At 62.0% G+C, this 24380-nt stretch carries 24 protein-coding genes and 1 tRNA gene; 10 read left to right on the plus strand and 15 right to left on the minus strand.

Annotated features, from left to right (window positions below):
* Window positions 1-246: 246 nt before the first annotated feature.
* The 4 genes from ACSHZY_RS02285 to ACSHZY_RS02300 form a co-directional block, all read right to left on the minus strand.
* Window positions 247-1233 carry an ATP-binding protein gene (locus ACSHZY_RS02285; RefSeq protein WP_435164792.1) on the minus strand — a complete coding sequence of 329 codons (987 nt, stop codon included), beginning with the start codon at window positions 1231-1233 and terminating at the stop codon, window positions 247-249.
* On the minus strand, window positions 1230-3587 hold the full coding sequence (locus ACSHZY_RS02290; protein WP_435164795.1) for a hypothetical protein: 2358 nt from the start codon (window positions 3585-3587) through the stop codon (window positions 1230-1232). Before ACSHZY_RS02290 ends, ACSHZY_RS02285 begins: the two co-directional genes overlap by 4 nt.
* A complete protein-coding gene (locus ACSHZY_RS02295; protein WP_435164798.1) occupies window positions 3584-4330 on the minus strand; it encodes a hypothetical protein in 747 nt (248 codons plus the stop codon). The genes ACSHZY_RS02290 and ACSHZY_RS02295 overlap by 4 nt, the downstream gene beginning before the upstream one ends.
* A 489-nt stretch (window positions 4331-4819) precedes the next feature.
* A complete protein-coding gene (locus ACSHZY_RS02300; RefSeq protein ID WP_435164800.1) occupies window positions 4820-5365 on the minus strand; it encodes a transposase in 546 nt (181 codons plus the stop codon).
* 490 nt (window positions 5366-5855) lie between these two features.
* Between ACSHZY_RS02300 and ACSHZY_RS02305 the strand changes: the two genes are divergently transcribed.
* The 5 genes from ACSHZY_RS02305 to ACSHZY_RS02325 all read left to right on the plus strand — a co-directional run bounded on the left by ACSHZY_RS02305 (window position 5856) and on the right by ACSHZY_RS02325 (window position 9963).
* Complete coding sequence (locus ACSHZY_RS02305; protein WP_435164803.1) at window positions 5856-6899, plus strand: AAA family ATPase; 1044 nt, start codon at window positions 5856-5858, stop codon at window positions 6897-6899.
* A gap of 43 nt (window positions 6900-6942) precedes the next feature.
* Complete coding sequence (locus tag ACSHZY_RS02310; RefSeq protein ID WP_435165446.1) at window positions 6943-7659, plus strand: HAD family hydrolase; 717 nt, start codon at window positions 6943-6945, stop codon at window positions 7657-7659.
* Entirely contained in the window at window positions 7646-8365 is a 720-nt protein-coding gene (locus tag ACSHZY_RS02315) for a hypothetical protein (protein WP_435164806.1), read from the plus strand. Before ACSHZY_RS02310 ends, ACSHZY_RS02315 begins: the two co-directional genes overlap by 14 nt.
* Before the next feature lie 99 nt (window positions 8366-8464).
* Window positions 8465-9028, plus strand: coding sequence for a metallophosphoesterase (locus ACSHZY_RS02320; RefSeq protein WP_435164809.1), 564 nt, complete (start codon window positions 8465-8467; stop codon window positions 9026-9028).
* A 200-nt stretch (window positions 9029-9228) separates the two neighbouring features.
* Window positions 9229-9963, plus strand: coding sequence for a BglII/BstYI family type II restriction endonuclease (locus tag ACSHZY_RS02325; protein WP_435164812.1), 735 nt, complete (start codon window positions 9229-9231; stop codon window positions 9961-9963).
* A gap of 1 nt (window position 9964) precedes the next feature.
* Here the strand turns inward: ACSHZY_RS02325 and ACSHZY_RS02330 are convergent, their stop codons facing one another.
* The 8 genes from ACSHZY_RS02330 to ACSHZY_RS02365 form a co-directional block, all read right to left on the minus strand.
* Complete coding sequence (locus tag ACSHZY_RS02330; RefSeq protein WP_435164815.1) at window positions 9965-10444, minus strand: type II toxin-antitoxin system VapC family toxin; 480 nt, start codon at window positions 10442-10444, stop codon at window positions 9965-9967.
* Window positions 10441-11538 (minus strand): hypothetical protein, encoded by a 1098-nt coding sequence (locus tag ACSHZY_RS02335; protein WP_435164818.1) that lies wholly within the window; start codon window positions 11536-11538, stop codon window positions 10441-10443. Before ACSHZY_RS02335 ends, ACSHZY_RS02330 begins: the two co-directional genes overlap by 4 nt.
* 4 nt (window positions 11539-11542) lie before the next feature.
* Window positions 11543-12250, minus strand: a complete 708-nt coding sequence (locus tag ACSHZY_RS02340) for an MT-A70 family methyltransferase (RefSeq protein WP_435164821.1) — start codon at window positions 12248-12250, stop codon at window positions 11543-11545.
* A gap of 599 nt (window positions 12251-12849) precedes the next feature.
* Complete coding sequence (chrA, locus tag ACSHZY_RS02345; RefSeq protein ID WP_435164824.1) at window positions 12850-14202, minus strand: chromate efflux transporter; 1353 nt, start codon at window positions 14200-14202, stop codon at window positions 12850-12852.
* Window positions 14199-14990, minus strand: coding sequence for a chromate resistance protein ChrB domain-containing protein (locus tag ACSHZY_RS02350; protein WP_435164826.1), 792 nt, complete (start codon window positions 14988-14990; stop codon window positions 14199-14201). Before ACSHZY_RS02350 ends, chrA begins: the two co-directional genes overlap by 4 nt.
* Before the next feature lie 178 nt (window positions 14991-15168).
* Complete coding sequence (locus ACSHZY_RS02355; protein ID WP_435164829.1) at window positions 15169-15789, minus strand: transmembrane anchor protein; 621 nt, start codon at window positions 15787-15789, stop codon at window positions 15169-15171.
* Between the two features lie 28 nt (window positions 15790-15817).
* Window positions 15818-16495 carry a HupE/UreJ family protein gene (locus ACSHZY_RS02360; protein ID WP_435164832.1) on the minus strand — a complete coding sequence of 226 codons (678 nt, stop codon included), beginning with the start codon at window positions 16493-16495 and terminating at the stop codon, window positions 15818-15820.
* Between the two features lie 110 nt (window positions 16496-16605).
* A complete protein-coding gene (locus ACSHZY_RS02365) occupies window positions 16606-16935 on the minus strand; it encodes a hypothetical protein (RefSeq protein ID WP_435164835.1) in 330 nt (109 codons plus the stop codon).
* A gap of 49 nt (window positions 16936-16984) precedes the next feature.
* Here ACSHZY_RS02365 and ACSHZY_RS02370 point away from each other — a divergent pair, with 49 nt between their 5' ends.
* The 4 genes from ACSHZY_RS02370 to ACSHZY_RS02385 all read left to right on the plus strand — a co-directional run bounded on the left by ACSHZY_RS02370 (window position 16985) and on the right by ACSHZY_RS02385 (window position 20970).
* Entirely contained in the window at window positions 16985-17254 is a 270-nt protein-coding gene (locus ACSHZY_RS02370; protein WP_435164838.1) for a metal-sensing transcriptional repressor, read from the plus strand.
* Between the two features lie 91 nt (window positions 17255-17345).
* The gene (locus tag ACSHZY_RS02375; protein WP_435164841.1) at window positions 17346-18473 is read left to right on the plus strand and encodes a nickel/cobalt efflux transporter; all 1128 of its coding nucleotides are present in this window, start codon (window positions 17346-17348) and stop codon (window positions 18471-18473) included.
* A 67-nt stretch (window positions 18474-18540) separates the two neighbouring features.
* Window positions 18541-18966, plus strand: coding sequence for a YqaA family protein (locus tag ACSHZY_RS02380; protein ID WP_435164844.1), 426 nt, complete (start codon window positions 18541-18543; stop codon window positions 18964-18966).
* A gap of 168 nt (window positions 18967-19134) precedes the next feature.
* The gene (locus ACSHZY_RS02385) at window positions 19135-20970 is read left to right on the plus strand and encodes a TniQ family protein (protein WP_435164847.1); all 1836 of its coding nucleotides are present in this window, start codon (window positions 19135-19137) and stop codon (window positions 20968-20970) included.
* 150 nt (window positions 20971-21120) lie between these two features.
* Here ACSHZY_RS02385 and ACSHZY_RS02390 read toward each other — a convergent pair.
* Window positions 21121-21197: transfer RNA gene (locus ACSHZY_RS02390), tRNA-Arg, on the minus strand.
* Between the two features lie 98 nt (window positions 21198-21295).
* Here ACSHZY_RS02390 and ACSHZY_RS02395 point away from each other — a divergent pair.
* Entirely contained in the window at window positions 21296-22309 is a 1014-nt protein-coding gene (locus ACSHZY_RS02395; RefSeq protein ID WP_435164850.1) for a LacI family DNA-binding transcriptional regulator, read from the plus strand.
* Window positions 22310-22313: 4 nt separating this feature from the next.
* Here ACSHZY_RS02395 and mtaB read toward each other — a convergent pair whose 3' ends face one another.
* Together mtaB and dapF are read right to left on the minus strand one after the other, a co-directional pair.
* A complete protein-coding gene (mtaB, locus tag ACSHZY_RS02400) occupies window positions 22314-23567 on the minus strand; it encodes a tRNA (N(6)-L-threonylcarbamoyladenosine(37)-C(2))-methylthiotransferase MtaB (protein WP_435164853.1) in 1254 nt (417 codons plus the stop codon).
* Window positions 23564-24373, minus strand: a complete 810-nt coding sequence (dapF, locus tag ACSHZY_RS02405; RefSeq protein ID WP_435164856.1) for a diaminopimelate epimerase — start codon at window positions 24371-24373, stop codon at window positions 23564-23566. The genes mtaB and dapF overlap by 4 nt, the downstream gene beginning before the upstream one ends.
* Window positions 24374-24380: the final 7 nt, after the last annotated feature.

Raw genomic sequence — 24380 nt, forward strand, 5'->3', positions numbered from 1 at the left:
GTCTTCGCCAAATCTTCGCAAGCCATTGCTTCGTGCAAATGAAGCATAAGCGTGCGCACCCTAGCGCTTGCAATGAGTTTTACGGATAATATTTCGCTAAATCAATAACTTAGATTGAGCAATTGTCTTGTTGCACCATAAGGACGCACGCTCATGGCATAAGCGTGCACACCTTTCCGTTCTGGCCCCGCTGGAATGCAGAAAGCCCGCACGAGGCGGGCTTCCGAGGGCAGATGAAGGGGAAGGTCAATCCTGGTGGGAGAGGAGTCTGAGCAGGTTGTCCGGGTCGAAGCTATCCATGTAGTCGTCGACCGTGAAGGGCGTGTAGCCGTTCGGAATTCCGTGGATCCTAGAGAACGCCTCGACGAAATGTCCGATCCCGATCGTGGTCTCACCGGCCACTTTGCAGATGGTGAAGGCTTCGATCATCATCTCGATCACAAGGCCCCACCGGTAGGCACATGCGTGGCTGAGCCTTTCGAAGAAGTCGACGTTGGACAGAGGATCGAAGTCGATACCGGCCTTGTCCGCGTAGGTATAGGCGAGCGTGTTCAACTCGTGGATGTCCTCGGGGGCTTTCGGCCGGATCAGCTCGAAGTGCACCGGGGTCAACAGGAACCGCAACTGCTTTCGCTCTTCGGACGCGTGATCGGTCTCGATGTGCGTCTTCAGGGACGGCACGCCCGAGAGGATGATCATCAGCGGCCAGTCTGCCTCTTTCATGACCGCTTTGAACGAGTCGAGCACAACCCTGTTCGCCGCGTTGCCGGTATCCGAAAACATGTGCTGGGCCTCGTCGTAGTGGATTCCGATGACACCTTGCCGCTTCGCCTGATCGCGAACCATCTGCCAGATCGCGTTCGTCGTCCGGCGACTTCCCTCCCCCGGATAGCCGAGGGCCGTAAGGGTCTTCAGCCCCAACTCCTTCCAGTTCATGCGTGCGGGCAACGTGCATTTCACGATGCGCGCCGGGAGCCCGGACGGCATCATGATCTGCGCTTCGTTTACCTTCTGGATCAGGTGCTGGAGTTCACGCGTCTTTCCGCTGCGCGACTTGCCGGTTACGAGCACGCCACGTGCCTCGAACGCAGCGCCGACGTCTGCCTTCATGTAGTAGTCTGTTAAGCATGACTTAATGGTTCCGTGCAGCGCCTCCGCTCGCGCGAAGGGGTAGTATACGGCCTTGAGGGGGGCTGCGACTTTCACCGCGGCCATATCGATGAAGTCGTTCACTCGAGGTCCTTCAATCTGCTGGGGCGGCCGAGGGAGGTCGGCCGATGGGCTGGGTCTTTCGACATCTTCTGCGACTGGCGGGGCATAGAAGGCGCATGGAGCAGCTCCGGACGGCTCTCCGCCTCAAGGGCATCGTCGGCCTGAAGCATGGGAACATCAGCGCCTTCTTCCGAGTGCGCGAGATCGAACATTTCGACGGGCTCGGCTTGGCCGTCGATCAGCATGTCCTCGCCCCCGATCTGGAAGACATGGGCACCCGGGGTCAGATCCGTGACCCGACCTGCCGGCGTCGTGCCCGCAAGGGGCGCATTTCGGATGATGCGGGCACCCGCGAAAAGGGCGCGCGCCTTCCTGGCGCACTCCTCGAGCGTGCTGTAGCTGCGGCGCAACCTCTTCTCGACGCCGATTGCACGGAGACTGTTGAACCGCTCGCGACGGATGCGGGCGAGCCGGTCCTCGTAGTATTCCGTCAGACGGGGATCTTCCCGACGCTGGATTTCCAGGAGTTCCAAGACCTCGGGCACGGTCATGTCCGCGAAGGCGGTGATCTGCAAATCGACCGGGATCGGATCCAACGACTTCGGCATGAGCACGGTCGCCCGCGTCACGTCGTCAGGGTCGACGAACACCGACACCTTGCCCTTGTGGCGCAGTTCCTCGCGCTTCTCCTGGAGCGCATCGGAGGTATACCACAGCCCCGAAAAAACCTTTACCCCCTCGTCGGACGGGGTGGCTTTGCATTCCCAGCCGAGATGGATGCGCCGGAGGTCCGCATCCATTTTCAGGATACAGCCACGCGTGTCGTTGATCTCGTTCCAGACCTCGATCGGCCGACGCGACCCCATGCCGATGCCTGTATGCCGCATCGCAGGATACTCATCGATCATGAACCGGGTCAGAATGCCCATCAGCGCTTCGACGTCGAGAACGCCATTTTCGACGGCGTCATAGCCCGGCAGTTCCCCGGGCTTCCGACCGGTGTAGCCGTGAATCAACTGGAGGAGCACAGATTCCTCGGTGCCGAACATGCGCTCGATATAGGGACGTTCGGTTGGGGAATACGCGCGGGCGATGGTGTTCATCGAAGCGGCGCCGCCCATCAATGCCGCGACGGTCGAGGCGTTCCTGAGGCCGGTGCCGTTGTCGTTCTTGACATGCCCGATCCCGATTCCGGGAAGGGCTTGCCCCTCGCACGCGAAGACTCGCGCTTCCCGCGCCTTGCTTCGGGTCGCCATGCGAAACAATGCCAGAGTCGCTTCTGCCCGTGGTTGATCGCTGACGACCCAGGCAAGGGGCATCCGAGACGCCACATCGATCATGACCAGGATGTGCAGACGTTCGCGGATTTCCTTGTCCATCGCCTCCAGAACCTTGCGGTCGGTGTTGCCGAGACTTTCCCATCGACCCGTCGCCTTCGCCGAAACCACGAGCGACGCCTTGCATTCATCGATCTCGACATACTCGCCGACGAGCAAGGCTCGAATATCCGTGCTGCCGCGCCCCACCTTCTTGCGCGCGTTCCGCTCGCCGGTCGTGGCGACAAGATACGCAGTGTCGCCGATGATGGCTTTGCGGTGTGCAGACATCGTTGCGGGAGACGGCAGCTTCAGGGGGCCCAGGTCATTCCGCGCCCGAAGCGTGTTTTCTTCATCGATCAGCATCTCCAGGTGTCGAAGCACGCTGGCCACGCTGGCTTTCTTTTCGTCGAGACCGACCTCTTCCCATGCGCGGGTCATGAGCTCTTTCGTCCGCGGTTGTATCCTTGCCGTGCGGTTTCCCCGCAGATGGACAACCGGCACCAATGCGTCGATAGCGCTTTCCCCGGGCGCGAGGTTTTCGTAGACGCGGAACTTCTCCATGAGCTTGCGACCCTTAAGAAGATGACGATGATCCGACTTTCCATTCCGGGGAACGGACAGGTAAATCCTTTCGCCGGTAAGATCCTGCACGATGTCGCGGATCTCCGGCCGGTGCAGGTCTACGAGACGACCGGAAAGCTGCAACGTGTCATCACCGGCCTCTTCCCGCATCCGGTTCCTGATGGTCGCCATTGCTATGCAGCACGCGGTGTAGACCCGCGCCTGGTTAAGGGCATCTTTCGACAGCCCTTTCGAGGATAAGTATCCGCCCAGCCGGTGCCGGATGCGATCACCGCTTATTGCCGTGGCTGTGTCGATGCGCGCGCCGGGCAGGTTCAGGTAGTCGACAAGGACGCCGAACGGGATGATCCGCTCCTGACCGGTATCGAGATCGACGGCCTCGTAGCCGATCTCGCCCCTTCCGGCGATCATCACGCGAACCCCGCCGAGCGTCACGTGCGTGCCGCCGGGGACCGAGAACTTCGGCACCGTCATGTGCGAACATCCAGTCGGGAGTATTCCCAGAGCACGTGATTCAGGTTCGCATGGAGGCGCTGCCGCGCCACGAGCCGGTGGCAAGCCGCGAACACTCTAGGCGCGGAGATCGGTGCTTTCGGAAACAGGTCTCGCATGTAGTAGAACGACCTGGTCCGCGTAGCGACGTGCCAGACGATCTCGTCGGCTTCGGGGTCAGGGCTGAAGACGAAATGGTGGAGGCGGAACAAGTTGTCGCGGCGCGCGCGGGGATAGTCGGCGGCATTGACCACGATCATGTCGTCCGCCTCGCCCCTCGGGGTGGCCTTCACGATCTCCTTGATCGACCGGATGGTTGCGGGTTTCGAGAGGCTGTGCTCGTTTCGCACGAAGACCAGCCGACGGTGGCCCGATGTCGACGTGATCAGCAGGTCGTGGGTGTAGGTGACGCGTCTGCCGCTTTCCCCGGTGTAGTGCACCGACAGCGGTTGGAAGCGGATGTCGTCCGTAGACGGCGCGATCAACGCCTCGAGGGCGACGGCCGCCTCGGCCGCGCTCTCCGCGACACCCACCTTCGGCGTCCAGTTGTTCGCGCGCGTCCGGTAGGCCAGGAAGACCTTCTGCGAGGTCGCACTGCGGCCACTCGGATTGCGGACACCGTCATAGGGCAGGACGCCGTGGATGGGACCGAGGTGGATTTTCGGCGCAACCGCGCTCTTCGGCAGCGAGTAGTTCCAGGTGTCGTGGTCGATGATCTCAGACATGCGATCTCCGATACCGGCCAGCGTGCTGATCGGTGCGCTACGGTTGACGAGGGAGAGATCCGCTCTTGCCCGGTCCGTATTCGGACTCTAGGTTGGCAAGTGAAACACGGGCGATCTCAGCCCCAACTTCAGACGCGCGTCACTGTGGTGGCGCGCTTTTTTCTTTCGGATACTTATCGGCGCAGGGTGTCACATCAGGGTCTTCATAGGCGACGGTCACAAGCAAAACGGCCTTCAAGATCGACCTTCCCCGCCGAAACTCGCGAGTCAATCCCCTGCGATTCCACGGTTATCTGCGAAAAATCTTGCGGCCGAAGTCTTTATGGCCGGTGCAGCCGATCCGCTTCAGCGCCGTCGTGGTGCTCCTTCATTCCTGACCCTTCCAAGGGGCCGCGTCCGTAATCTTCATCGTGGACGATACACGAGCCGACGAGGCGCGAGAATGCCGGCAGGAGGCGTGGTCGGGGATAGCTTATATGCTTAACTCAGCTAGCCGGCATACGACATCTCGATCAGCCACATGAGATGCTCGACCGTGAGGGGCTGCACGCCGTCTGGAAGCGAGAAGCGCCTGCAGCAGACACACTGACGTAGCAGTCCGTCCGAACGTGACAGGTCTGCAATGATGATCCGCTTCATCCTATGCGCGGCGACATACTGCAACCCAACGTTTTTCGCAAAACTATCTGTCGTGACATGGCGATTCTGACCGAAACCGGTCCGGCGGAGGATCATGATCTCGGTCGCCACGAACCAGGTCCGGAGACTGATTCGGGTGCGGTGAAGCGCACTCCCCGATGTTTCCGAGAACTGGTGCCGGCACTTTTCGCATTGGTAGACGTGCCGGGATGCCAGCCGTGTGGGACCCGAGGCACCGCACCGTGGGCATTGCGCACCCTCCGGCCAACGAACTCGCGCGAACGATGCGCGGCATTGTTCTTCGGTATCGTAGAGCGTTCCGACGCCGTGCTCGGGCAACTCGAGCCGCAGCGTCCGCCAGTGGATCTCTTCCATATCGTCGCCAGACAGCTTCATTCGGTCTCCGGCCGCGAGCATGACCCGTCTGTCATGCCATCGACACTCGGCAGATGCCATACGTCGCCGGTTTCGACGCCCATCTCACAGGGGATTCAACAGGTGCATGCGAGAAATCGGCGCCCCGCTTGAGCGTGCCATGTAATAGGGCGCGATCGGCACGCCTCCCACCTTGAGAAAAACAGTAATTCTTGTAAATATATGATATGTATGTATTTTTTTAAGATATGCCTTGTCGTGCGTCAGCTTTCATGCTCTCATGACGGCACCGAGCGGACTACCGCCCTCGGGTCTACGAGCACCTGAGCGCGACATCGACGAGACCAACGCCAACCTTACTGCCTGAACACGCAGCGCACGCTGACGTCGGAGATAAGTCATGGCCCAAGCAGCAGCACCCGCGAAGACCCCCAAGCGTCGTTCCGCGACCCGTGCCCCGTTCCTTCACGTGCGATGGCCTGATCCAGACTATACGAGCCGCAAATTGGCCATGAGACTGCAAGCGTTCTGGAGGCGGATGCGCGAAGTTAAGGCGGGACCCGCCCCCGACGTGACGACGAAGCCTGACGGCACTCTCCACAGCGTGAAACTGGAAGCATGGACCGATCAGCTCATCATGCCTCATGCGGTTTCCAGCAAGATCATTCGGCGCGCGAACAGCCTGGAGGCAGCCTACAGGCGGAGTGGCCAGCTGTTCCACCTCACGGACAAGGAGCGGGAAGCACTGCAGTCCGTCAGGACGGGCGTGAGTCTCATGCGCATCGACACCGAGCATCAGGCGGACGAGATCGCCGCGGCGGTGCACGACGAATACCCTTGGATGGCAGAGGCCACCGACGCGCTCTGGCAGGATTTGCGCCGGTCCGTGCGACGCGGCGATGCGGGGTTTCGTTTCACCCCCATCCTGCTCGACGGGCCACCGGGAATCGGCAAGAGCTCATGGGCTCGTTATGTGGCCGGGCAAGTTCGCGTTCCGAGCCTCGCCATCGACGCGAGCGCCGAAGCCGCCGGGTTTGGCATCGTGGGCGTCCAACGGGGATGGTCCAGCGCGCAATCCGGTCAGCCCGTTGCGCTGATCTTGAGGGAGCATGTTGGAAATCCGATGGTCGTCATCGATGAGATCGACAAGACGGGCACAATACATGGGGCAAGCGGAGTGGCGCACTCCCTGCAGAACTCCCTTCTTCCGTTGCTCGAGCCGTCGACGGCGAAGGCATGGACCTGCCCGTTCTATCGCGTCTCCATGGACATGTCCTGGATCTCATGGATCCTCACGGCCAACGATGCCGGGCTTGTCCCCACCCCTTTGCGCAGCCGCTGTCGAGAATTGCGCCTGCGCCGCCTGACCACGGCCGAACTCGTCGCGATCACGCTGCGTGAGCAGCGGCGGCGCGGTCTGTCCGATCCGGCGACGGAAGGCATCGTCGGCGCCCTGCAGGAGACCGCTTCCTCCCCGGTCCAGCCTGACCTCAGGATCCTGTCACGGATGCTCGACTTGGCGGAGCGTCATGACGCCCTGCCCATGGTGCACTGAGATGGCCTCGGGGTGGGCAGTGGCTATAGCGGCGGCCACGTTGGTGTTCGGCGTCGGCATCGTGACCGCTTTCCTGCTCTTGATCGACCGGAGGACATCGAGCAGACCGAACCTGACGCCGAAGGACATGTCCGTCGCATCTTCGCTTTCGCCGGACCGATCGGGGCATCAGCAGACGAGCCGTCCTCGCGCGGTAGCGTTCGATGCATTCGGGACGTTGCTCAACATAGAGGATAATCGAAATCCGTGGAGGCGAATCGCGCAGGCAGGTGCCGGTTATAGTATCGATCCACGGGTTGTGCCCATAGACCTGCAGGGTTTCGCGGCTGCGTGCGGGGTGCCGTGGAACGAAAACTGGGCGAGTGATCTCGACGCCGAACTCCGATCAATCAGACCGTATGGGGATGCCCTTGAGACACTCGAGGAACTGAGGCTCGAGGGCATCAAACTGGCGATCATCTCGAACCTCGCGAAGCCATATGTTTCTGTGGTTCAGTCGCTTCTCAAACGCCATGTCGATGTCGAAGTTTACTCCTGCGATGTCGGGTCGGCAAAACCTCAACCGGAGATCTTCGCGAGACTGTGCGCACAGCTGGATCTCCCCCCAAGTGACATCTTGGTCGTAGGCGACAACCAAGTTTCGGACGTGGATGGTGCGCGGGAGGGTGCGCGCGACCAAGCATCGATCGGCGACTTGTTCGAGCTTCGATGTTTGCTGCTCGGCTTGTGCAACAAGGAAGCAGCCAATGACAAGCATTGACCGTAAAGCAGCAGCTGACGTGATCGATTTCCTGCACCGCCATTTTCCTCGGGGTTGGAAGGATTGGGGCCGTGACCGCAGCGTTTCATGCACGATGGCCCGTAAGTTGCTCATCGCGCTCGGTCACGCCACCAGGGCCGAGCGGGGCGCAGAACCTCTCGATCCGCCCAGTTCGCCGGGCAGTCTGCCACGGATGGACGACACGCTTCTGGCGCTTCTCCTTGTAGCGGAACGTGATTACGGGTTTGGGCAGGGAGCGCATCGATGGATCCGGCGAATGAAGATCCGTAACGACCCGCTCCACCGAGACTTGGCCGCGTCGCCTGACGTCTTCGCATTCTTCATGGAGCTCGGAGCCGTGGAGGATGGTGCATGGACCGAACCTGCGATACCGGCCTTGCTGCGGTATCATGCGGCATTGGACCCCCTGCCGGACTTCGACGCCGTCCCGGGCCTCCATGCCTTCCGGACAAATGCGATCAACGAGATCCCCGAAGACGTTGCGGCGGAGATGTCGGACATCCTTGAGGAGGAGCGACCGTCATTGTGGCAACTCGGTATGATGGACCTCCTCGCGCGGCGATGGCGATACCCTGAGGGATGGCTGGCAGCATCCGCGACGGGCCCTCACCTGTTGCGCATCCCACAAGACGCGCTCGCGTCGTGGATGGCGGTCGAGCTCATTCGAACCTCGCGCGCCGCATAAGACGGCCGGGGCAGCGCTTCGATCCGTTAAGTTGTTCTCGGCTTCCGCAGCCCTCTTGGCGTTGCCGATGTCATTCCCTTAACCTATGCGAGAGAGCGCATGACGCACTGGTTCACCGCCGACCCGCACTTCGGACACGATGCCATCATTCGGCATTGCAAGCGCCCGTTCGACAACGTCCAGGCAATGGATGCGCATCTCCTGAACGCCTATCGAGAAACCGTGGAACCCGAAGACGATCTCTGGATCGTCGGAGACTTCGCCTTTGCGAGGGGTGCCGCCGAGCGGCAGCGTGCGGCAGATATCCTCGATGCGATCCCAGGTCGGAAACATCTTGTTGCAGGCAACCATGATCGACCATGGATCCGAAATCTTCCATGGGCCAGCGTTCATGACATGTGGGACTTCGCCGTCGAGGGGCAGAGATTGTTCCTGTGCCACTACCCGATGATCACCTTTCCCGGGGCAAGGAGGAAGTCGATCCAGTTGTTCGGGCACGTCCATGGCAACTGGCAGGGCACACGCAACAGCGTCAACGTTGGAGTCGACGTCTGGGGCTTCCGCCCCGTCTCAACCCAGCAGATCGTCACGCGGGCCATGGCGCTTTCGGTGAATGCTTATTGGGACGAGGTCGAACCTGGTCGCGTGTTCCCGTCCACCTGATGTGCATCTGCAATAGACGTCGTGATCCGCAGATGCAGGATGGCCAATGCGTCGCCGCTGTCGCGCCGTCCAGCAGACCCATCAGGCCAGGAGGCCGCCGGCATGCCGCGCCGGGCCTTTTCCCAGTTCGGCCAAGGCATTGATCTAGATCCATTTTCCTTGGGTCGCTATGACTACCGAAGTTTCTGTAAGGGCAAGACATGTTTGATGCATTACGCGACCGCGGATTTGACATCGCCATCCGCAACCATGCCGGTGCCATTCTTTCTGTAGATTTCCCCGAAATCGCCGACGAGTTGGAGCAGGCTCTGCTTTCCGTAAGCATCCCTGCTGAAGAGCTAATTAAATCCGGCGGCGGGGAGGCCCAGTCAACCCAGCGGCTACGCCGGGCCCTCTACGACGCCGGCTGGCCGAAGCACAATTTCAGCTTCCGCCTTATCGTTGATGGCGTTGAGACCGTAGCTAACAGCCACGAAATCGACCATGTTCGCCGGGCGAATGGAGGCACGGTCGCATGCGAAATAGAATGGAACAACAAGGACCCGTTCTACGACCGCGATCTAGAGAATTTCCAGCGACTGCATGCGCAATCGGCCATCTCGGTCGGGGTTCTGATCACCCGCGGTGCCAGCCTTCAGGATGCCCTGTTGGGTATGGTCGAGCGGTGCATCAAGAAACACGGATTCATCGACGAGGCTGAGATGGTCGCAACGCTGGATATGAAGGACCGGACAGCCCGCCAGCGGCAATCTGTCCAGCGCCTCGTTAATCAGCAGGTGCCCTTCGCTCACGCCTTCGCGCGTCACTTCGTAAGCGACAAATTCGGTCAAGCGACGACTCACTGGCGCAAGTTGGAAGATCGCATCAACCGGGGGGTCGGAAACCCATGCCCGCTTCTGCTAATCGGATTGCCAGCGTCCGTGATTGTTGAATAGGTCAATTCCCTAGGAGGTCTTCGAAATTCCCGATGTTCGCTACCGCAGCAGGTGGGGATTGCTCGACCTGATCCGGGGGCTGAATTGTGACGACATCTGGGAAATAGCCAACAAAGTCCTTGGGATTTGCGGTTAAGAGCGGGATGTTCAGGACTTCAGCCATCGCGCCGATCAGATAATCCGGCAAGACTCCGAGTTTGGGGCCGTTGTTCAAATCCTTATATTGCCGGTATGCCTTTCCTGCTCGGAACAGCGCCTCGTCAGATGGGGACAGCCGTTCGAAACCATGCTCGGCGATGGCCTGATCCATCTGGTCCTGATGCTCCATCGCCACCGACACCTCGCAATATACGATATCCGGCACGATCAGGGGCGGCGATGAGGCCTTGAGAGACGCGACCTGTTCGGTCGCCCATCCATGGAAGAAGTTGTCGTCGTCAAGCAGGGCGATGACGATGTTCGTGTCGACCAATACCGTCATTCACCCCTCGTGATTTTCAGGAGTTCGTCGATAGTCATGCTCGGCTTGATGCCTCGATCCTTCAGCACGGCTATTGCCGCCTCAGTTCGAAGCCGGACGAATTCTTCGAGCTGCATCTCATTCATCTCTCCAGGCGAGATGACATCGAAGCCGGCGTGGCGCGCAAGATCGGCACACATCGGCGGTATGCTCTTAAGGATCTTCGCATTTGTCCGATGGACAGCGCCCCGCGGCCGGTTGTCGTTGGGCCGCACCGGGTAAACGCCGGGCAACTCGTCCTTCGTTTTCTGGATCACGATGTCTTCGAAAAGACGGTTGCGTCCACCTAGGGCGGTGTAGAGCCTGACTAGGTGCTTGACCGCCAGGTCCTTCTCGAGGTTCTTTCCACCGGTCAGCGCCATGAATGAGCTTTGCATCAGCAGACTGTGGTGCCCCGTGCGCTTCACGGAAGTGCCGCTATCTATGCTTGCGTCTTCAACTAGCCGGTCTAGGGCAAGGAACAGGCAGTCGACCCACCACCGACTGACATTCGGGTCCGCGAAATCCTGGATGCGCCCGATGTGCAGAAGATAATTAAGGTTTGTGGCGAGCTTCCGAGAAGTCTCCGCCTGATAGCGGGGATCCCCATCGACAAACGTCTGAATATCGTCTGCCGTAATGAGGTCTGCGTTCCACCCGAGAGCCGGCGCCAGGCGCTCGGTGATGTAGGCATTGGCCCACAGGGCGGGACGACGCTGGTCACCTCCGGCCCGTTTCCACCGCCCGGCATAGCTAAATAGGAAGGCAAACAGCGCTACCCGGTCGAATGCCGGACTGTGCTCCCATGCGAGCGCTTGAAACACGAGTTCATCGGCGACAATGTAATCCTCGCCCTCGATCGTATTGTTGAACAGGAAGAAGTTCATCGGAATGTAGTCCGGGCGACCGCTTTCAGCGATGCGCTCACGGAAGACGGCCCGAGGAACATCCTCAAGCCGATCAGCAAAACCCTCCCGGATTACGGTGTAGAGTTCGATGAGGCCGACTGTATCCTTGCCCCAAGAAAAGTTCTTCGTGAAGCTTCCTGGTTTCCAGGCGTAGTCGGCCTCGGCCAACGGATTATTCCGCGGGTGTGGCGATCACGTCGGTCGCCGAATTATGGGAGTAAGTTTTCCAAGTCGGCTTGTAGTCATCGTCCGCCTGGTTGCCCCAAACGGTCCAGCCCTTGCGCTTTCCGCGGCCGAAAAGCTCCAAGTAGGGACCCCAGCTGCAGGACTCGATGATCTGATATTGTTCGTCGGGCTTCCTAGAGTGCTCGCGCTTCCGTGTCTTCAGAAGGTCCCCATCGGGGCCGACATGATCATCGTCACCGGGCTCTTCAGCTTCGATGAAGTTGACCTGGCTCCTGCCAGGCGCGAGCGTGCGGACATCCCTGCCGCGAACGCCGAACAACAAGATTTCGGTTACGTTGCGGAAATAGAACCCCACCCCGCGGCCGTCCGGGCCTCCATCCTTCCGGATCTTCTCCCAGACGATGTGCGATTTATATTCGAAGCCCCAAGCTTTCAGCACCTGGAGTCCGTCCGGCAGGAGGGCATTCGGAACCCATAAGTAGCAGTGAGCCCGCGTCTCGAGATGCGTGGCGACAGGCAGCGCGCAGATCTCATCCAGCTCCATTGTCGGATACCGAGCTAGCCGCTTGTGTTCAGGCGCAACTTTCCCTGTCCGGTTCGTAAATCTCCAAGGCGGATCGGCCATCACGCAGCCAAATTTTTGCCCGTGCAAGAAGGAGCTCAGCTCTTCCGATGCGCTTTTTGCGTCTGCCATGCTGATCTCCGCCTGCGTCTGTAGTGATTTCCGCCCAAGAGACCACAACATGCTGGTGAAGTCCACGCCCGGCACACTCGGTCGGCAAGAGTTTTCCGGGCTGTTGTTCTCTTATCGTTCCCATCCCTTGAGGCGTTCACACTGCAGGGTCCGAGCCACCACCACACAGACGTTTTCTCGCAGCGTGACGATGTATGGTCTGCAAGATCATACATGCCCAACGATCCTTGGGAGGGCGTGGCCGTTCATGGGGCCGTAGCAGGGTGATAGCGGCACCGTGGGTGAATGACCGCTGCCTTGGTTTCGCTTCGGCTGTTGGGCCGCGGTGCCATCAGGCCGCTCCCACACTTCTCGCTGGGTTCGCTGCAACAGCAATGATTACGCTGCAGTGCAGCGAATGTCGGCAATGTTCCATCCGCTATTGCAAAGCCGACGCTTGGCGCGGCGAGCAGCATTGGCGTTCAGAGCCCAAACCGGACCTTCGCGAGGCGCGGACGCCGCCCTACGCGAAAGCCCCAAAGCCGACCTTCGGGAAGAAGCAACTTTTGCAATTGCAGCAAGATCGCGGATCGCGTGGCGGCGACGACCATAGCAAGCGACTACCGCCAGCCGATGAGATGGAGAAAAAGCCCGAGCGCCGCTGCACTACCAAGCACAGCCGTCATTCCCATCTTCAGCCGGAACACAGCCAAAAGTGCCAGTGCCGCCAAAACTGCCGCCATCCCATCGATGGATGCAAGGACCGGCAACTCGAACGAGATCGGACCGGCTTCCCACCTTTCGACCTCGCGCCAAATGACGTGGACCCCGAACCAGATCGCCAGGTTCAGGATGACGCCCACCACGGCCGCGGTCACGGCGGTGAGCGCCGCCGACAAGGCGCGGTTTGCCCGCAGCCCTTCCATGAAGGGCGCGCCAAGGAGTATCCACGCAAAGCAAGGCGCAAAAGTCACCCACGTTGCCAGAAGGCCACCCAGCGTGCCCGCAAGCATTGGGCTTGCCCAACCCGCCTCGCGATAGGCACCCAGAAAGCCCACGAACTGCAGGACCATGATCAGCGGCCCTGGTGTCGTTTCCGCCATGCCGAGGCCGTCCAGCATCTCGCCCGGTTCCAGCCAGCCGTAGGTGCTGACCGCCTCTTGCGCGACCCAGGCGAGGACCGCGTAGGCGCCGCCGAAGGTCAGCACCGCCATCCTGGAGAAGTAGACGGCGATGTCGGTGAAGACGCCAGGACCTGCCAGCAGGAGGAGGCCAACCGGCAGCAGCCACAGCATCAGCGCGATCAGTCCGGCACGCAGGGCACCCCGACGCGCCGCAGGTGGCAGGTCGAGTTCGACGCCAAGCAGCGTTTCCGCATCCTCCACCGCATCCCCGGCAACCGACCCGTGCCCACCGCCACGAAAGGCGGTCATCCCCGCCCGTTCGCCTGCCCAGCCAATCAACGCGGCAGCGGCGATGATCGCGGGGAACGGCAGGCCGAATGCGAAGATCGCGATGAAGGAGGCGAATGCAATTAGCTTCATCGCGCTGTTTTTCAGCGCGCGCTTGCCCACGCGCACCACGGCCTGCAGCACGATGGCGAGGACGGCCGCCTTCAAGCCGAAGAACAGCGCTTCCACTGCCGCCACATCGCCGAAGGCGACGTAGATCCAGCTGAGCGCCATGATGGAGACGAGGCCCGGCAGGATGAACAGCGCGCCTGCGATGACCGCACCGCGCACGCCGTGCATCAGCCAACCAATATAGGTCGCAAGCTGCTGCGCTTCCGGCCCCGGCAGCAGCATGCAAAAGTTGAGGGCGTGAAGAAAGCGGCTGTCGCCCAGCCAACGCTTCTCCTCCACCAGAATGCGGTGCATGACGGCGATCTGGCCTGCGGGACCTCCGAAGGACAGAAGGGCAATGCGGGCCCAGACCTTAGACGCGGCCCTGAGGCTGGGGCGCTCGACACTCATGTCGTCACCTTGTTCGCCGGCCAGTTATGGGTCTCGCCCGTCGCATCGCGTGCCCAACGGTAGAAGGCGTCGTAGAGGCCCATCCCCGCCTCGAGCTGTGCCAGATCGTCCGTGAACATCCGCGACAGGCCGAGGGAGGCCGCGATCAGTCCGGCACATTCGGGTGCGAGATCGGGACGAGCGGTGTCGGCTCCCCGCACGATCGTGGCAAGCCGGTCGAGGGCGGGCAGGTTCAACCCGAACTCCGCGATCATCTTGTCGAAAGTGCATCGGTCACCGTCATGGCTCCAGAATGCCGCTTCCACGTCGAAAGGTGCGGCACCCAGCCGTTCGGCCACGGCCAGAACTTCGGAGGGCGAGACGTAAAGGAAGACCGCGCGGGGGTCGATGAAGCGGCGGATCAGCCATGGGCAGGCGATGCGGTCGATCTTCGGGCGGGCGCGAGTGACCCACAGACTCCGGCCCGCCTCGTCGCGACAGGTCAGTTTGCTGCCGTCGAAGACCGGTAGGTGCGCCTCCTCCCACGCCTGATAGCCACCTTCGAGATATTCGGCGGCCATTCCCTTCGATCTGAGCAGCGCCGCAGCCCCTTGGCTATCGGCACCACCATGGGCGCAGACCACGACGATGGATCCTGCATCTTCAGAGATCAGTGAGTGTCGGTCGACTGACCGAGCACCCGGAATGAGCAAAATGGCGTCATCACGCAGATCGAAAATCTGCGGAGATTTGGATGTGCCTATGAGCTTGGCAAGCTTGTCGCAGCTGATTGCGTCTGGCGCAGGCATCGGCGTTCCTCCCTTCATCGGGGTTGATGGACTGGAACGCGAACTTTGGCTGGCGCCTCGTGGGGAGGTCGCTGGTCCCCATTCGCCCATCTTCCGTCATTCGGGCCAGTTGTCAACTTTCCTGCGTTCCGAATGGGATCAGGGTGTGCTGCCGGGACGTCACTCCCGGCAGACAGGGTCAGTCGAAGCGCTTCACCTCGGTGTAGGCGCCACCGACGTTGAGCGTGACAGTTGCAACGTCAGACCCACGGTTGCGGAAGAACCAGCCATGGTTGCCGGTGAAGGCGGCCGTGAGTTCCCCTTCGCCACTCGTCTCACCCCGGCCTTTTTCGTAGCTGATCTGCTCTCCCCCACCGTCGCCATGGAGGTCGTAATTGACCGCGCCCTTGTCGACGGACCACGCATAGGCGGCAACACCGCCTTCCTCCATGACCAGTTTGACTTCGCTGCCTACGCCCGGCTCCAGCGTCAGTTGGATCGTGTCCGTCCAGGCTGGCGCTGTCTGTGCGTGCGCGGTGCCGACGAAGAAACCGAAGATGGTGCTGCCAAGGCTCGACTGGTCTTCGCTTTCCAGCAGCAGGCGGTCGGCCTCGGCTTCATCGGCAAGCTGGGTCTTGATCTCCCCCATCTCGGTCAGGCCGAGCACCTCGCCGATGCCCGTCGGATCGATGGCATATTCCGATGGCAGGACCACGGTCACGAGGATCGCTGCCGCAGCACCCGCCGCGATAAAGGTGGACCGGAGAAGCTGTGCGGAGGTCGGCAGCTCGTCGAGGGTCGGTTTTTTGACGTTATGCATAAGATCTGTCCTTGTTTGCCAGCGGCCCTCAGGCCGCAAAGAAGCCTGCGACCTGATAGCCGAACAGGATGAAGCCGAGGCTCATCATGATGACGTTCGCGGTGTAGGCGTGTTTCCAGAAGCTGGGCGTGCGGCGCCAGAACCCCATGATGATCAGGATCATCGAGAGGGCGATCAGCTGGCCGATCTCGACCCCCACGTTGAATGCGAGAAGGTTCGGGATGAGCCCTTCGGAGGCGATGTCGTATTCGAGGATTTTCGTGGCGAGGCCAAGCCCGTGGAAGAACCCGAAGATCAGCGTCGCGGCCTTCGTGTTCGGCTGGACCCCGAACCAGCGCTCGAATGCGCCGATGTTGTCGAGCGCCTTGTAGACGACCGACAGGCCGATGATCGCGTCGATGACATAAGCGTTGACCGCCCAGTCGAAATAGACCCCGAGCAGCATCGTCGTCGAGTGACCGAGGGCGAAGAGACTGACGTAAATCCCGATATGCTTCATTCTGTAGAGAAAGAAGATCACGCCGAAAAGGAAGAGCAGATGGTCGTATCCCGTGACCATGTGCTTGGCCCCAAGGTAGAGGAACGGGATGAGGTTCACCCCATAGATTTCCTGAATATAGCCCCGATCGCCCTCGGTGACGTTATGGGCAAAGGCCGGGTGCAGGAACATTATGAAGCAGGCCACGCTTGCGACGGCGGCCAGCATCAGCCTGCGCGTCGCGAACGGGGCTCGCTTCCTTCGGAAGTCGAGGTTCATGGGATTTTATCCTTGCGTTGAAACGGAAGAAGCCGTGCCGAATGCACGGTTTGATCGCTTCAGGCGCGAGGGGGGCGTTCCAGATCGTAAGGAATCCTGCCTATGAATTCAGGCTGCTCGGATCGAAGCACCATGGCAATGGTTACATCGGCATCGGCGGCGGCCCGCATCGGCAGCATGAACGCCGGATGATCATGGTCTGACGCATCGTGCGAATATCGCGTGTCATCCTCATCACCATGGGAATGGCCATGGTCGTCCAACGGATCCTCGAGACTGGCAACGACCGCGGCAGGGCCATGCGAAACAGCATTCACAATCGGCGTCAACGCCATGATCGCGATGAGTATCACTCCAATGATCCCGGAAAGCAGGCCGTGCCGCTTCATCGTGTCGAACCCGTTGCTTGCATCCCCATCGGGGGGATAAGGTAGCTGTATGTCACATACACACATTCATGCAAGCCACCCCGATATCGTAAAGCGGCTGAAACGCGCCGAAGGCCACCTGCGCCATGTCATCGGCATGTTGGAGGAGGGGAAGGACTGTCTCGACATCGCCCGCCAGATGCTCGCCGTGGAACGCGGGATCGTGGCCGCCAAGCGGGCGTTGATCCACGATCACATCGATCACTGTCTCGGCACCGCAAATGATGAATCCGGCCCGCACGACCTTGAGGACATCAAGGCACTGGCAAAGATGCTATAAGTATCCCCCTAGGGGGGATTGATGCCGACAGCGCATCTAAGGTATCCCCTGAGGGGGGATACATCATCCCCGACTCAGCCGGTGGATTTACATGACCCCCTTCGATGACCTGATCGCCCAAGGCGGTGCCCGCGCCTGGTTCTTCATCCCGAGTGCCATCCTGCTTGGCGCTCTGCACGGGCTGGAGCCGGGACACTCCAAAACGATGATGGCAGCGTTCATCGTCGCGATCCGCGGGACGGTTAAGCAGGCCGTGCTTCTGGGTCTGGCGGCGACAGTCTCGCACACCATCGTGGTCTGGGCGATCGCCCTTGGCGGTATGTGGCTCTATCAAGGTATGGATGCCGAAGTGGTGGAGCCGTATTTTCAGCTTCTCTCGGGCGTGATCATCATCGGGCTGGCGGTCTGGATGATCCTGCGCACCCGCCGTGATCAGAAGCGGGCGGCAGAGGCGGGCAACCACGATCATGATCACCATCATGACCATGACGAAACGCGACTGGTGGATACCGGCCACGGGACCGTGGAGTTATCGATTTTCGAGGAAGGCCAACCGCCGCATTGGCGCTTCAGAACGGTCAGCGGTCAGTTCTGGAAGGTCGGCGACATCTGCGTGGAAACCGAGCGCCCGGACGGCACGCGCCAAAGTTTCCCCTTCGTCGCGAAGGATGGCATTCTCGAATCTGCCGATCCAATCCCAGAACCGCACGAGTTCATGGCGCGTCTGACGCTGAGCCACGGCAATCACGCGCATGACTACGACCTTTCCTTCGTGGAGGGCCACGGCCACGACGCCATGCATCGCGAGGTGCAGAGGCTGGATCTGGCAACCGACGGCTATCAGGATGCCCACGCACTCGCCCACGCAAACGACATCCGTCGCCGGTTCGACGGCAGTCCGGTGACGAACTGGCAGATCGCGCTGTTCGGCATTACCGGCGGGCTGCTGCCCTGTCCGGCCGCGATCACCGTCCTGCTGATCTGTCTGCAACTGAAGGAGATCTCGTTGGGTGCCGTAATGGTGCTGTGCTTCTCCCTCGGACTGGCAATCACGCTGGTAACGGTCGGGGCGCTGGCGGCGATCGGATCTCGCAAGGCGCGGGGTCGGTTCCCGTGGCTGTCGAAAGTTGCGGCACGTGCGCCCTACCTCTCGGGCGTTCTGATCATCCTCGTGGGCATCTATGTTGGCTGGCATGGTGCCGCAGCTATTTTGGCCTGAGCCGTAACATGGGGTGGGTTCAGATCAGCAGACTCTGGCGCGTATGCGTCGCCCGGAGGATGATGGGATGACCGATCTTGTGACCTTGGCGGGCCTGTTCGGTTCGGCCTTTCTGGCGGCGACATTGATCCCGGCTCAGTCCGAGGCCCTGCTGTTCATGTTAGGCAGGCAAGGGGAAATTCCGGCAGCCACCCTGCTTGTGGTGGCATCGCTCGGAAACATCCTGGGATCCATCGTCAATTGGATCCTGGGGCGGAGCTTGCATCGATATCGGGACAGGCGTTGGTTTCCGATGAAGCCGGACCAACGCGCTCGCGCCGAGGATTGGTATCGACGGTGGGGCTGGTGGACGCTGCTTGGCAGCTGGTTACCGGTCGTGGGCGATCCTCTGACCCTGATCGCCGGGGCAATGAAGGAGCCATTCTGGCGCTTCCTGCTCGTCGTCAGTATTGCAAAGGCCGGTAGATACGCGGTGGTCCTCAGCGTCGCATGAAGCGGGAAAACCCCGGTGGTTTCTGCGGCGCAGCGAATGGCAGGAATGTCCCACGAGCAGACGCTGATTTGCCTGATCGATGGATCATGGGGGTAGGAGGAAGGTCCCGACATGACCCCAGAGCTTCCCCTAGGATTAAGCGTCGCTCAGGTTGCGATCTGATGATCAGTGGACGACAAGGCGCGCACCCTGTTACGGACCGTCTTCATGCTTTTTCCGGCCCAACGAGAAATTCTTACCTCCTACGTCGGCCGCCTCGCGGCGTCTCGGGGGGTGGCTGTGGCAGACCTGGTGCTCGACCTGGGCGGCTCCATGAGACAGATGCTCAACCTCGATCCGACATTCCTCGACAAGCTCTCGATGTGGGCGGGTGTGTCGCAAGGGCAGATAGACGACCTCTGCTCTTGGTCCGGACAGCGACTGGGTGATGTCAAGATGCGGTTTCGGGGCGAGGTCTTCGTGTCCCGAGCGCTCCGCAATCCTGTCATGCGGGGATGCACCGCCTGCCTGCGGGAGGATGCGGCATCACGGCCCGAGGCACCACTGGAAGCTATGGTGATGCGGGGCGACTGGCAGTTGCGCGAGGTGTCGATCTGCCTTCGACATTCGGTGCCGCTGGTGGAGTTGTGGACAGTAGACGCGCCGGCGAGCCGCTACGATGTTCCGGCCCGCCTCGACGAGATCATGGCAAGCCTGGCCGACGATATTCCGACCGTCGAGCCTACAAGCTACGACCGTTGGCTCGACCGGCGGCTGGAAGATGGGCAGGACGAGACGGCGCTTGCCGGTCGCTCGCTTCATGCCGCGACGACGTTCTGCCGTCTTTTGGGCACGGAGCTCCTGCGGCTGGACGGACAGGTCGACCCAGACCCCCGTCTTGCCCGCGCCGCCGGCTTCGACGTTGCCAGGCGCGGGGATGATGCGATCCTCGCCGCGCTCCATCGTCTTGCCAGCCATGCCACCGGCAAGCTGGACGAGCCGAGCAAGGCCTTCGGCAAGCTTTACGAGAAGTTCAACTTCGACCACACCGACGATCCCGCATTTGCGCCTTTCATCGACCTGCTGCGCACCTGCATCCTGGAGGTGTGGCCCGTTGCCGGAGGTCAGGTGGTGCTGGGGGAGGAGGTGCCCCAGCGGCACCTGCATTCCGTCCTGACCGCAGCACGCGAAGCGGGCATCTCCACCGCGCTGATGAGAGCCTTCCTCATCGAGGCCGGTCTGGTCGCCGAGGACGATCCCCGCCCCGATAGCCGCACCACCTTCGCCGCTGCCGCCTGCCGTGACCTGCTCGCCACAATCCCGCAGCTTGTGCGTAACGGCGAGATGCGCCGCGCGATCGGGGCTACCGCCATCGAACTCGGCGCGCTTGAGGAGGCGGGGCTCCTGACGCCCCGCACTCGCGTGCCCACGACCCGTGCCCGCTGGCTGACCGAGGATGGCGAGGTCTTTTTGCGCGACTTGGAGGCGCTGGCCGTGCCCGTCACCCCGGATGACGTTGGCTGGGAAGAAATCCAGCTGGCGAAGGTGCGGCGCGGCGTTCCGGTCGCCGACCTGATCGCCGAGATTCGAAGAGGCACGCTGCCCGTCGGTCGCCGGACGGGCGCCGAGGGCTACCATGCCCTTGTCGTTCCGAAGACGGTGGCCGCAGTTATGGCGCGTCGCCTAGCCTCCCCGACCGATCTCGTGCCTGTCGCCGAATTCGGGCGATCCATCGGCATCCGCGGTGCGGGCGGCTTCGCGGCCATGGTCGAGGCCGGGCACGTCCCCTCCCGCAAGGAATGGAACCCCCGCAGCCGACGGGCGCAAAGAATGATGAGCCCTGACGACATCGCGACCTTCCACCGGACCTTCATGACGACCCACACGATCGCGGTCGAATACGGCATGCACCGAAACAGCGTGCGGACGATTCTGGCAGCGAAAGACGTGCCACGCTTCGAGGTGGAGGGTCAGAGCTTTGGAGCGATCTTCCACCGCAAGGATGTCGAGCCGGCCTTCGGCTGAGAAGCGATCTTCTCAAGCGTAGATATTCCGCTTGTGTTCACAATGGCGAAGCAGCCAAGCAGGGATTGGTTTGCACAATTTGCTTGACAGGAGTGCGCACGCTTATGGGTGGTTTGCGCACGCTTATGCTTCATCAGCAACTTGCTGATTTGGTGACCCCGACAGGACTTGAACCTGTAACCTGCCCCTTAGGAGGGGGCTGCTCTATCCAGTTGAGCCACGGGGTCGCCAGCTTCCCTTTTGAGGGGAAATTAACCGCGCCGCAAGCCCGCTTGGACAAGAGGCGGGCTTCGCTGTAACAAGGGTGAAACAGCCGGAGACCCCCATGGCCGACCTTCGCCGACCCCTCACCCTGCGCGACGTTTCCGAAGCCTCGGGCGTCAGCGAGATGACGGTCAGCCGCGTGCTGCGCAACCGGGGGGACGTGTCCCCCGCCACGCGTGAACGCGTGCTGGAGGCGGCGAAGACCCTTGGCTACGTTCCCAACAAGATCGCGGGCGCGCTGGCCAGCCAGCGGGTGAACCTTGTCGGCGTGGTCATCCCGTCCCTGTCGAACATGGTGTTTCCCGAAGTGCTGGGCGCCATTTCGGCCGTGCTGGAGGATACGGGCCTGCAACCGGTGTTCGGCGTCACCGGCTATGCCCCCGAGAAGGAAGAAACCGTCATCTACGAGATGCTGTCCTGGCGTCCCTCCGGCCTGATTGTCGCGGGGCTGGAGCATTCGGACGTGGCGCGGATCATGCTGGAAAACGCGGGCGTCCCGGTGGTGGAGGTGATGGACACCGACGGCCCTGTGATCGACACGGCCGTCGGCATTTCCCACGCCCGCGCGGGGCGGATGATGGCCGAAACGATCCTGGCGGCCGGCTATCGCCGCATCGGCTTCCTTGGCACGCGCATGACGGGCGACCACCGGGCCCGCAAGCGGCTGGAAGGGTTCGAGGCGGCGCTGGCCGAGGCGGGGGTGACGCTGGCCGACCGCGAATTCTACGAAGGCGGTTCGGCGCTGGCCAAGGGGCGCGAGATGACGGCGGCGATGCTGGCACGCTCCCCCGACCTCGACTTCCTGTATTATTCCAACGACATGATCGGCGCTGGCGGGCTTCTGTACTGTATGGAGCGGGGGATCGACATTCCCGGCCGCCTTGGCCTGGCGGGCTTCAACAACGTGGACCTGCTGGACGGGCTGCCGATGCGGCTGGCCACGATGGATTCCTGCCGTTCGGAAATCGGTCGTCAGGCCGCGGCGATCGTGGCCGGCCGCCATCCCGAAGGGATCATCGGGGGCGAGGTGATCGCCCTGACGCCGAAGCTGGCGCGGGGCGACACGATCCGCTGAACGGTCAGGCCCGCAGCCGCTGGTCCGACCGCCCCGTGATGCACGCGGTCACGATCTGGCCTTCGGGCTGGTCGGTGGCGAAGTCCACCTCGGTGAACTGCTCGGTCCGGCCCAGACGAGGGCCTTCCATCAGGATGCGGTGCATCTGCCCCTGCTGGGCATCCAGATGGGCGGCCACCTGCACCGCCCCGGCCGCCCGAAGACGTGCGGCGCGGTCGCGGATGGCCGGGCCCTTCACCTGCGGCATCCGCGCGGCCGGGGTGCCCTTGCGGGGGCTGAACGGAAAGACGTGCAGGAAGGTCAGGCCGCAATCGTCCACTAGCTTCAGCGAATTTTCGAACATCGCCTCCGTTTCGGTCGGGAAGCCGGCGATGATGTCGGCGCCGAAGACCATGTCGGGACGCAGCTTGCGGGCATCCTCGCAGAAGCGGATGGCGTCGTCGCGCAGGTGGCGGCGCTTCATCCGTTTCAGGATCATGTCGTCGCCGGCCTGCAGGGACAGGTGCAGATGCGGCATTAGGCGCGATTCCGTCGCGATGGCCTGCATCAGGTTCTCGTCCGCCTCGATCGAGTCGATGGAGGAGATGCGCAGGCGCGGCAGGTCCGGCACCAGCTTCAGGATCCGCATCACCAGATCGCCCAGACGCGGCGTCGCTGGAAGGTCCGCCCCCCAAGAGGTGAGGTCGACGCCCGTCAGCACCACCTCGTTGAAGCCCTTGCCGACCAGACGCTTGATCTGCTCGATCACCACGCCGGCCGGAACGGAGCGGGAGTTGCCGCGCCCGAAGGGAATGATGCAGAAGGTGCAGCGGTGGTCGCAACCGTTCTGCACTTGCACATAGGCGCGGTGACGGCCGAACCCGTCGATCAGGTGGCCCGCCGTTTCCTTGACCGACATGATGTCGTCGACCATCACCTTCTCGGTCACGCCGATCAGGTCGGGCGCGCGCAGGGACTGCCACGTCTCGGCCTGCATCTTTTCGTGGTTGCCGATGACGCGGGTGACCTCGGCCATCCCGGCGAAGGTCTCGGGCTCGGTCTGCGCGGCGCAGCCGGTGACAAGGATCGGCGCGCCGGGGTTTTCGCGCGCCAGACGCCGGATCTCCTGCTTGGCCTTGCGGACGGCCTCGGCCGTCACGGCGCAGGTGTTGACCACGACGGCGTTGGACAGGCCCGCGGTGGCGGCCAGTTCCTTCATCGCCTCCGTCTCATACGCGTTCAGACGGCAGCCGAGGGTGGAGAAGACGGGCGCGTTCATACAGCCTCCAGCCATTCGCGGGACAAGGTGCCATCGAAGACGCGGGCCACGGGGCCGGTCATCCAGACGCCATCGTCCTGCCAGTCGATCTGCAACCGTCCGCCATCGACATCGACGGTCACGCTGCGGCCCGTCAGCCCGCGCAGATGCGCGGCCACGGCCGTGGCGCAGGTGCCGGAACCGCAAGCCAGCGTCACCCCGGCACCACGTTCCCACACGCGCATGCGCAGGTGGTCGGGGCCAAGGACGCTGGCGAATTCGACATTCGTCCGCTGCGGAAACAGCGGGTGATGTTCCATCTTCGGGCCAAGACCGGTCAGATCCACCGCCTCGGCGTCCTTCACGAAGAAGATGCAATGCGGATTGCCCATGCCCACGGCCATCGGATCGCCGTCGATGGGAAGGTGGGCGGTGTCCATCTCCCGCACCAGCGGAACCTCCGCCCACTCCAGCTGGGGAGCACCCATGTTGACGCGAATCAGATCGCCCGCACGTTCGGCGTGCAGAAGGCCGCGTTCGGTCGCGAAGGTCACGCGATCCCGCCCGTCCAGCATCAGCGAGGCGACGCAGCGGCTGGCATTGCCGCAGGCCCCCGCGCGGCTGCCATCCGTGTTCCAAAATTCCAGCGCGTAATCCGCATGATCGCAGTCCCGAATCTCGGCCAGTTGATCGAAGCCGACGCCACGGTTGCGGTCGCCCAGCGCCTTTGCCAGTGCCGGCGTCGTGACCGCCTCGCGGCCACGCGTGTCCAGCACGACAAAATCGTTGCCAAGGCCGTGCATCTTGATGAAACTGATCGGGTGCATGGGCGCG

The organism is Falsirhodobacter sp. 1013, assembly GCF_051195255.1.
Taxonomy (GTDB): domain Bacteria; phylum Pseudomonadota; class Alphaproteobacteria; order Rhodobacterales; family Rhodobacteraceae; genus Falsirhodobacter.

What these genes read in the sequence shown, in the direction of transcription:
- ACSHZY_RS02380 (WP_435164844.1), top strand. Translation starts at nt 18,541, where the DNA reads ATGACCGATCTTGTGACCTTGGCGGGCCTGTTCGGTTCGGCCTTTCTG.
- ACSHZY_RS02340 (WP_435164821.1), bottom strand. Translation starts at nt 12,250, where the DNA reads ATGGCAGACGCAAAAAGCGCATCGGAAGAGCTGAGCTCCTTCTTGCAC.
- ACSHZY_RS02360 (WP_435164832.1), bottom strand. Translation starts at nt 16,495, where the DNA reads ATGCTGGCCGCCGTCGCAAGCGTGGCCTGCTTCATAATGTTCCTGCAC.
- ACSHZY_RS02330 (WP_435164815.1), bottom strand. Translation starts at nt 10,444, where the DNA reads ATGACGGTATTGGTCGACACGAACATCGTCATCGCCCTGCTTGACGAC.
- ACSHZY_RS02305 (WP_435164803.1), top strand. Translation starts at nt 5,856, where the DNA reads ATGAGACTGCAAGCGTTCTGGAGGCGGATGCGCGAAGTTAAGGCGGGA.
- ACSHZY_RS02350 (WP_435164826.1), bottom strand. Translation starts at nt 14,990, where the DNA reads ATGCCTGCGCCAGACGCAATCAGCTGCGACAAGCTTGCCAAGCTCATA.
- mtaB (WP_435164853.1), bottom strand. Translation starts at nt 23,567, where the DNA reads ATGAACGCGCCCGTCTTCTCCACCCTCGGCTGCCGTCTGAACGCGTAT.
- ACSHZY_RS02325 (WP_435164812.1), top strand. Translation starts at nt 9,229, where the DNA reads ATGTTTGATGCATTACGCGACCGCGGATTTGACATCGCCATCCGCAAC.
- ACSHZY_RS02290 (WP_435164795.1), bottom strand. Translation starts at nt 3,587, where the DNA reads ATGACGGTGCCGAAGTTCTCGGTCCCCGGCGGCACGCACGTGACGCTC.
- chrA (WP_435164824.1), bottom strand. Translation starts at nt 14,202, where the DNA reads ATGAGTGTCGAGCGCCCCAGCCTCAGGGCCGCGTCTAAGGTCTGGGCC.
- ACSHZY_RS02355 (WP_435164829.1), bottom strand. Translation starts at nt 15,789, where the DNA reads ATGCATAACGTCAAAAAACCGACCCTCGACGAGCTGCCGACCTCCGCA.
- ACSHZY_RS02395 (WP_435164850.1), top strand. Translation starts at nt 21,296, where the DNA reads ATGGCCGACCTTCGCCGACCCCTCACCCTGCGCGACGTTTCCGAAGCC.
- ACSHZY_RS02315 (WP_435164806.1), top strand. Translation starts at nt 7,646, where the DNA reads ATGACAAGCATTGACCGTAAAGCAGCAGCTGACGTGATCGATTTCCTG.
- ACSHZY_RS02295 (WP_435164798.1), bottom strand. Translation starts at nt 4,330, where the DNA reads ATGTCTGAGATCATCGACCACGACACCTGGAACTACTCGCTGCCGAAG.
- ACSHZY_RS02300 (WP_435164800.1), bottom strand. Translation starts at nt 5,365, where the DNA reads ATGAAGCTGTCTGGCGACGATATGGAAGAGATCCACTGGCGGACGCTG.
- ACSHZY_RS02365 (WP_435164835.1), bottom strand. Translation starts at nt 16,935, where the DNA reads ATGAAGCGGCACGGCCTGCTTTCCGGGATCATTGGAGTGATACTCATC.
- dapF (WP_435164856.1), bottom strand. Translation starts at nt 24,373, where the DNA reads ATGCACCCGATCAGTTTCATCAAGATGCACGGCCTTGGCAACGATTTT.
- ACSHZY_RS02375 (WP_435164841.1), top strand. Translation starts at nt 17,346, where the DNA reads ATGACCCCCTTCGATGACCTGATCGCCCAAGGCGGTGCCCGCGCCTGG.
- ACSHZY_RS02320 (WP_435164809.1), top strand. Translation starts at nt 8,465, where the DNA reads ATGACGCACTGGTTCACCGCCGACCCGCACTTCGGACACGATGCCATC.
- ACSHZY_RS02370 (WP_435164838.1), top strand. Translation starts at nt 16,985, where the DNA reads ATGTCACATACACACATTCATGCAAGCCACCCCGATATCGTAAAGCGG.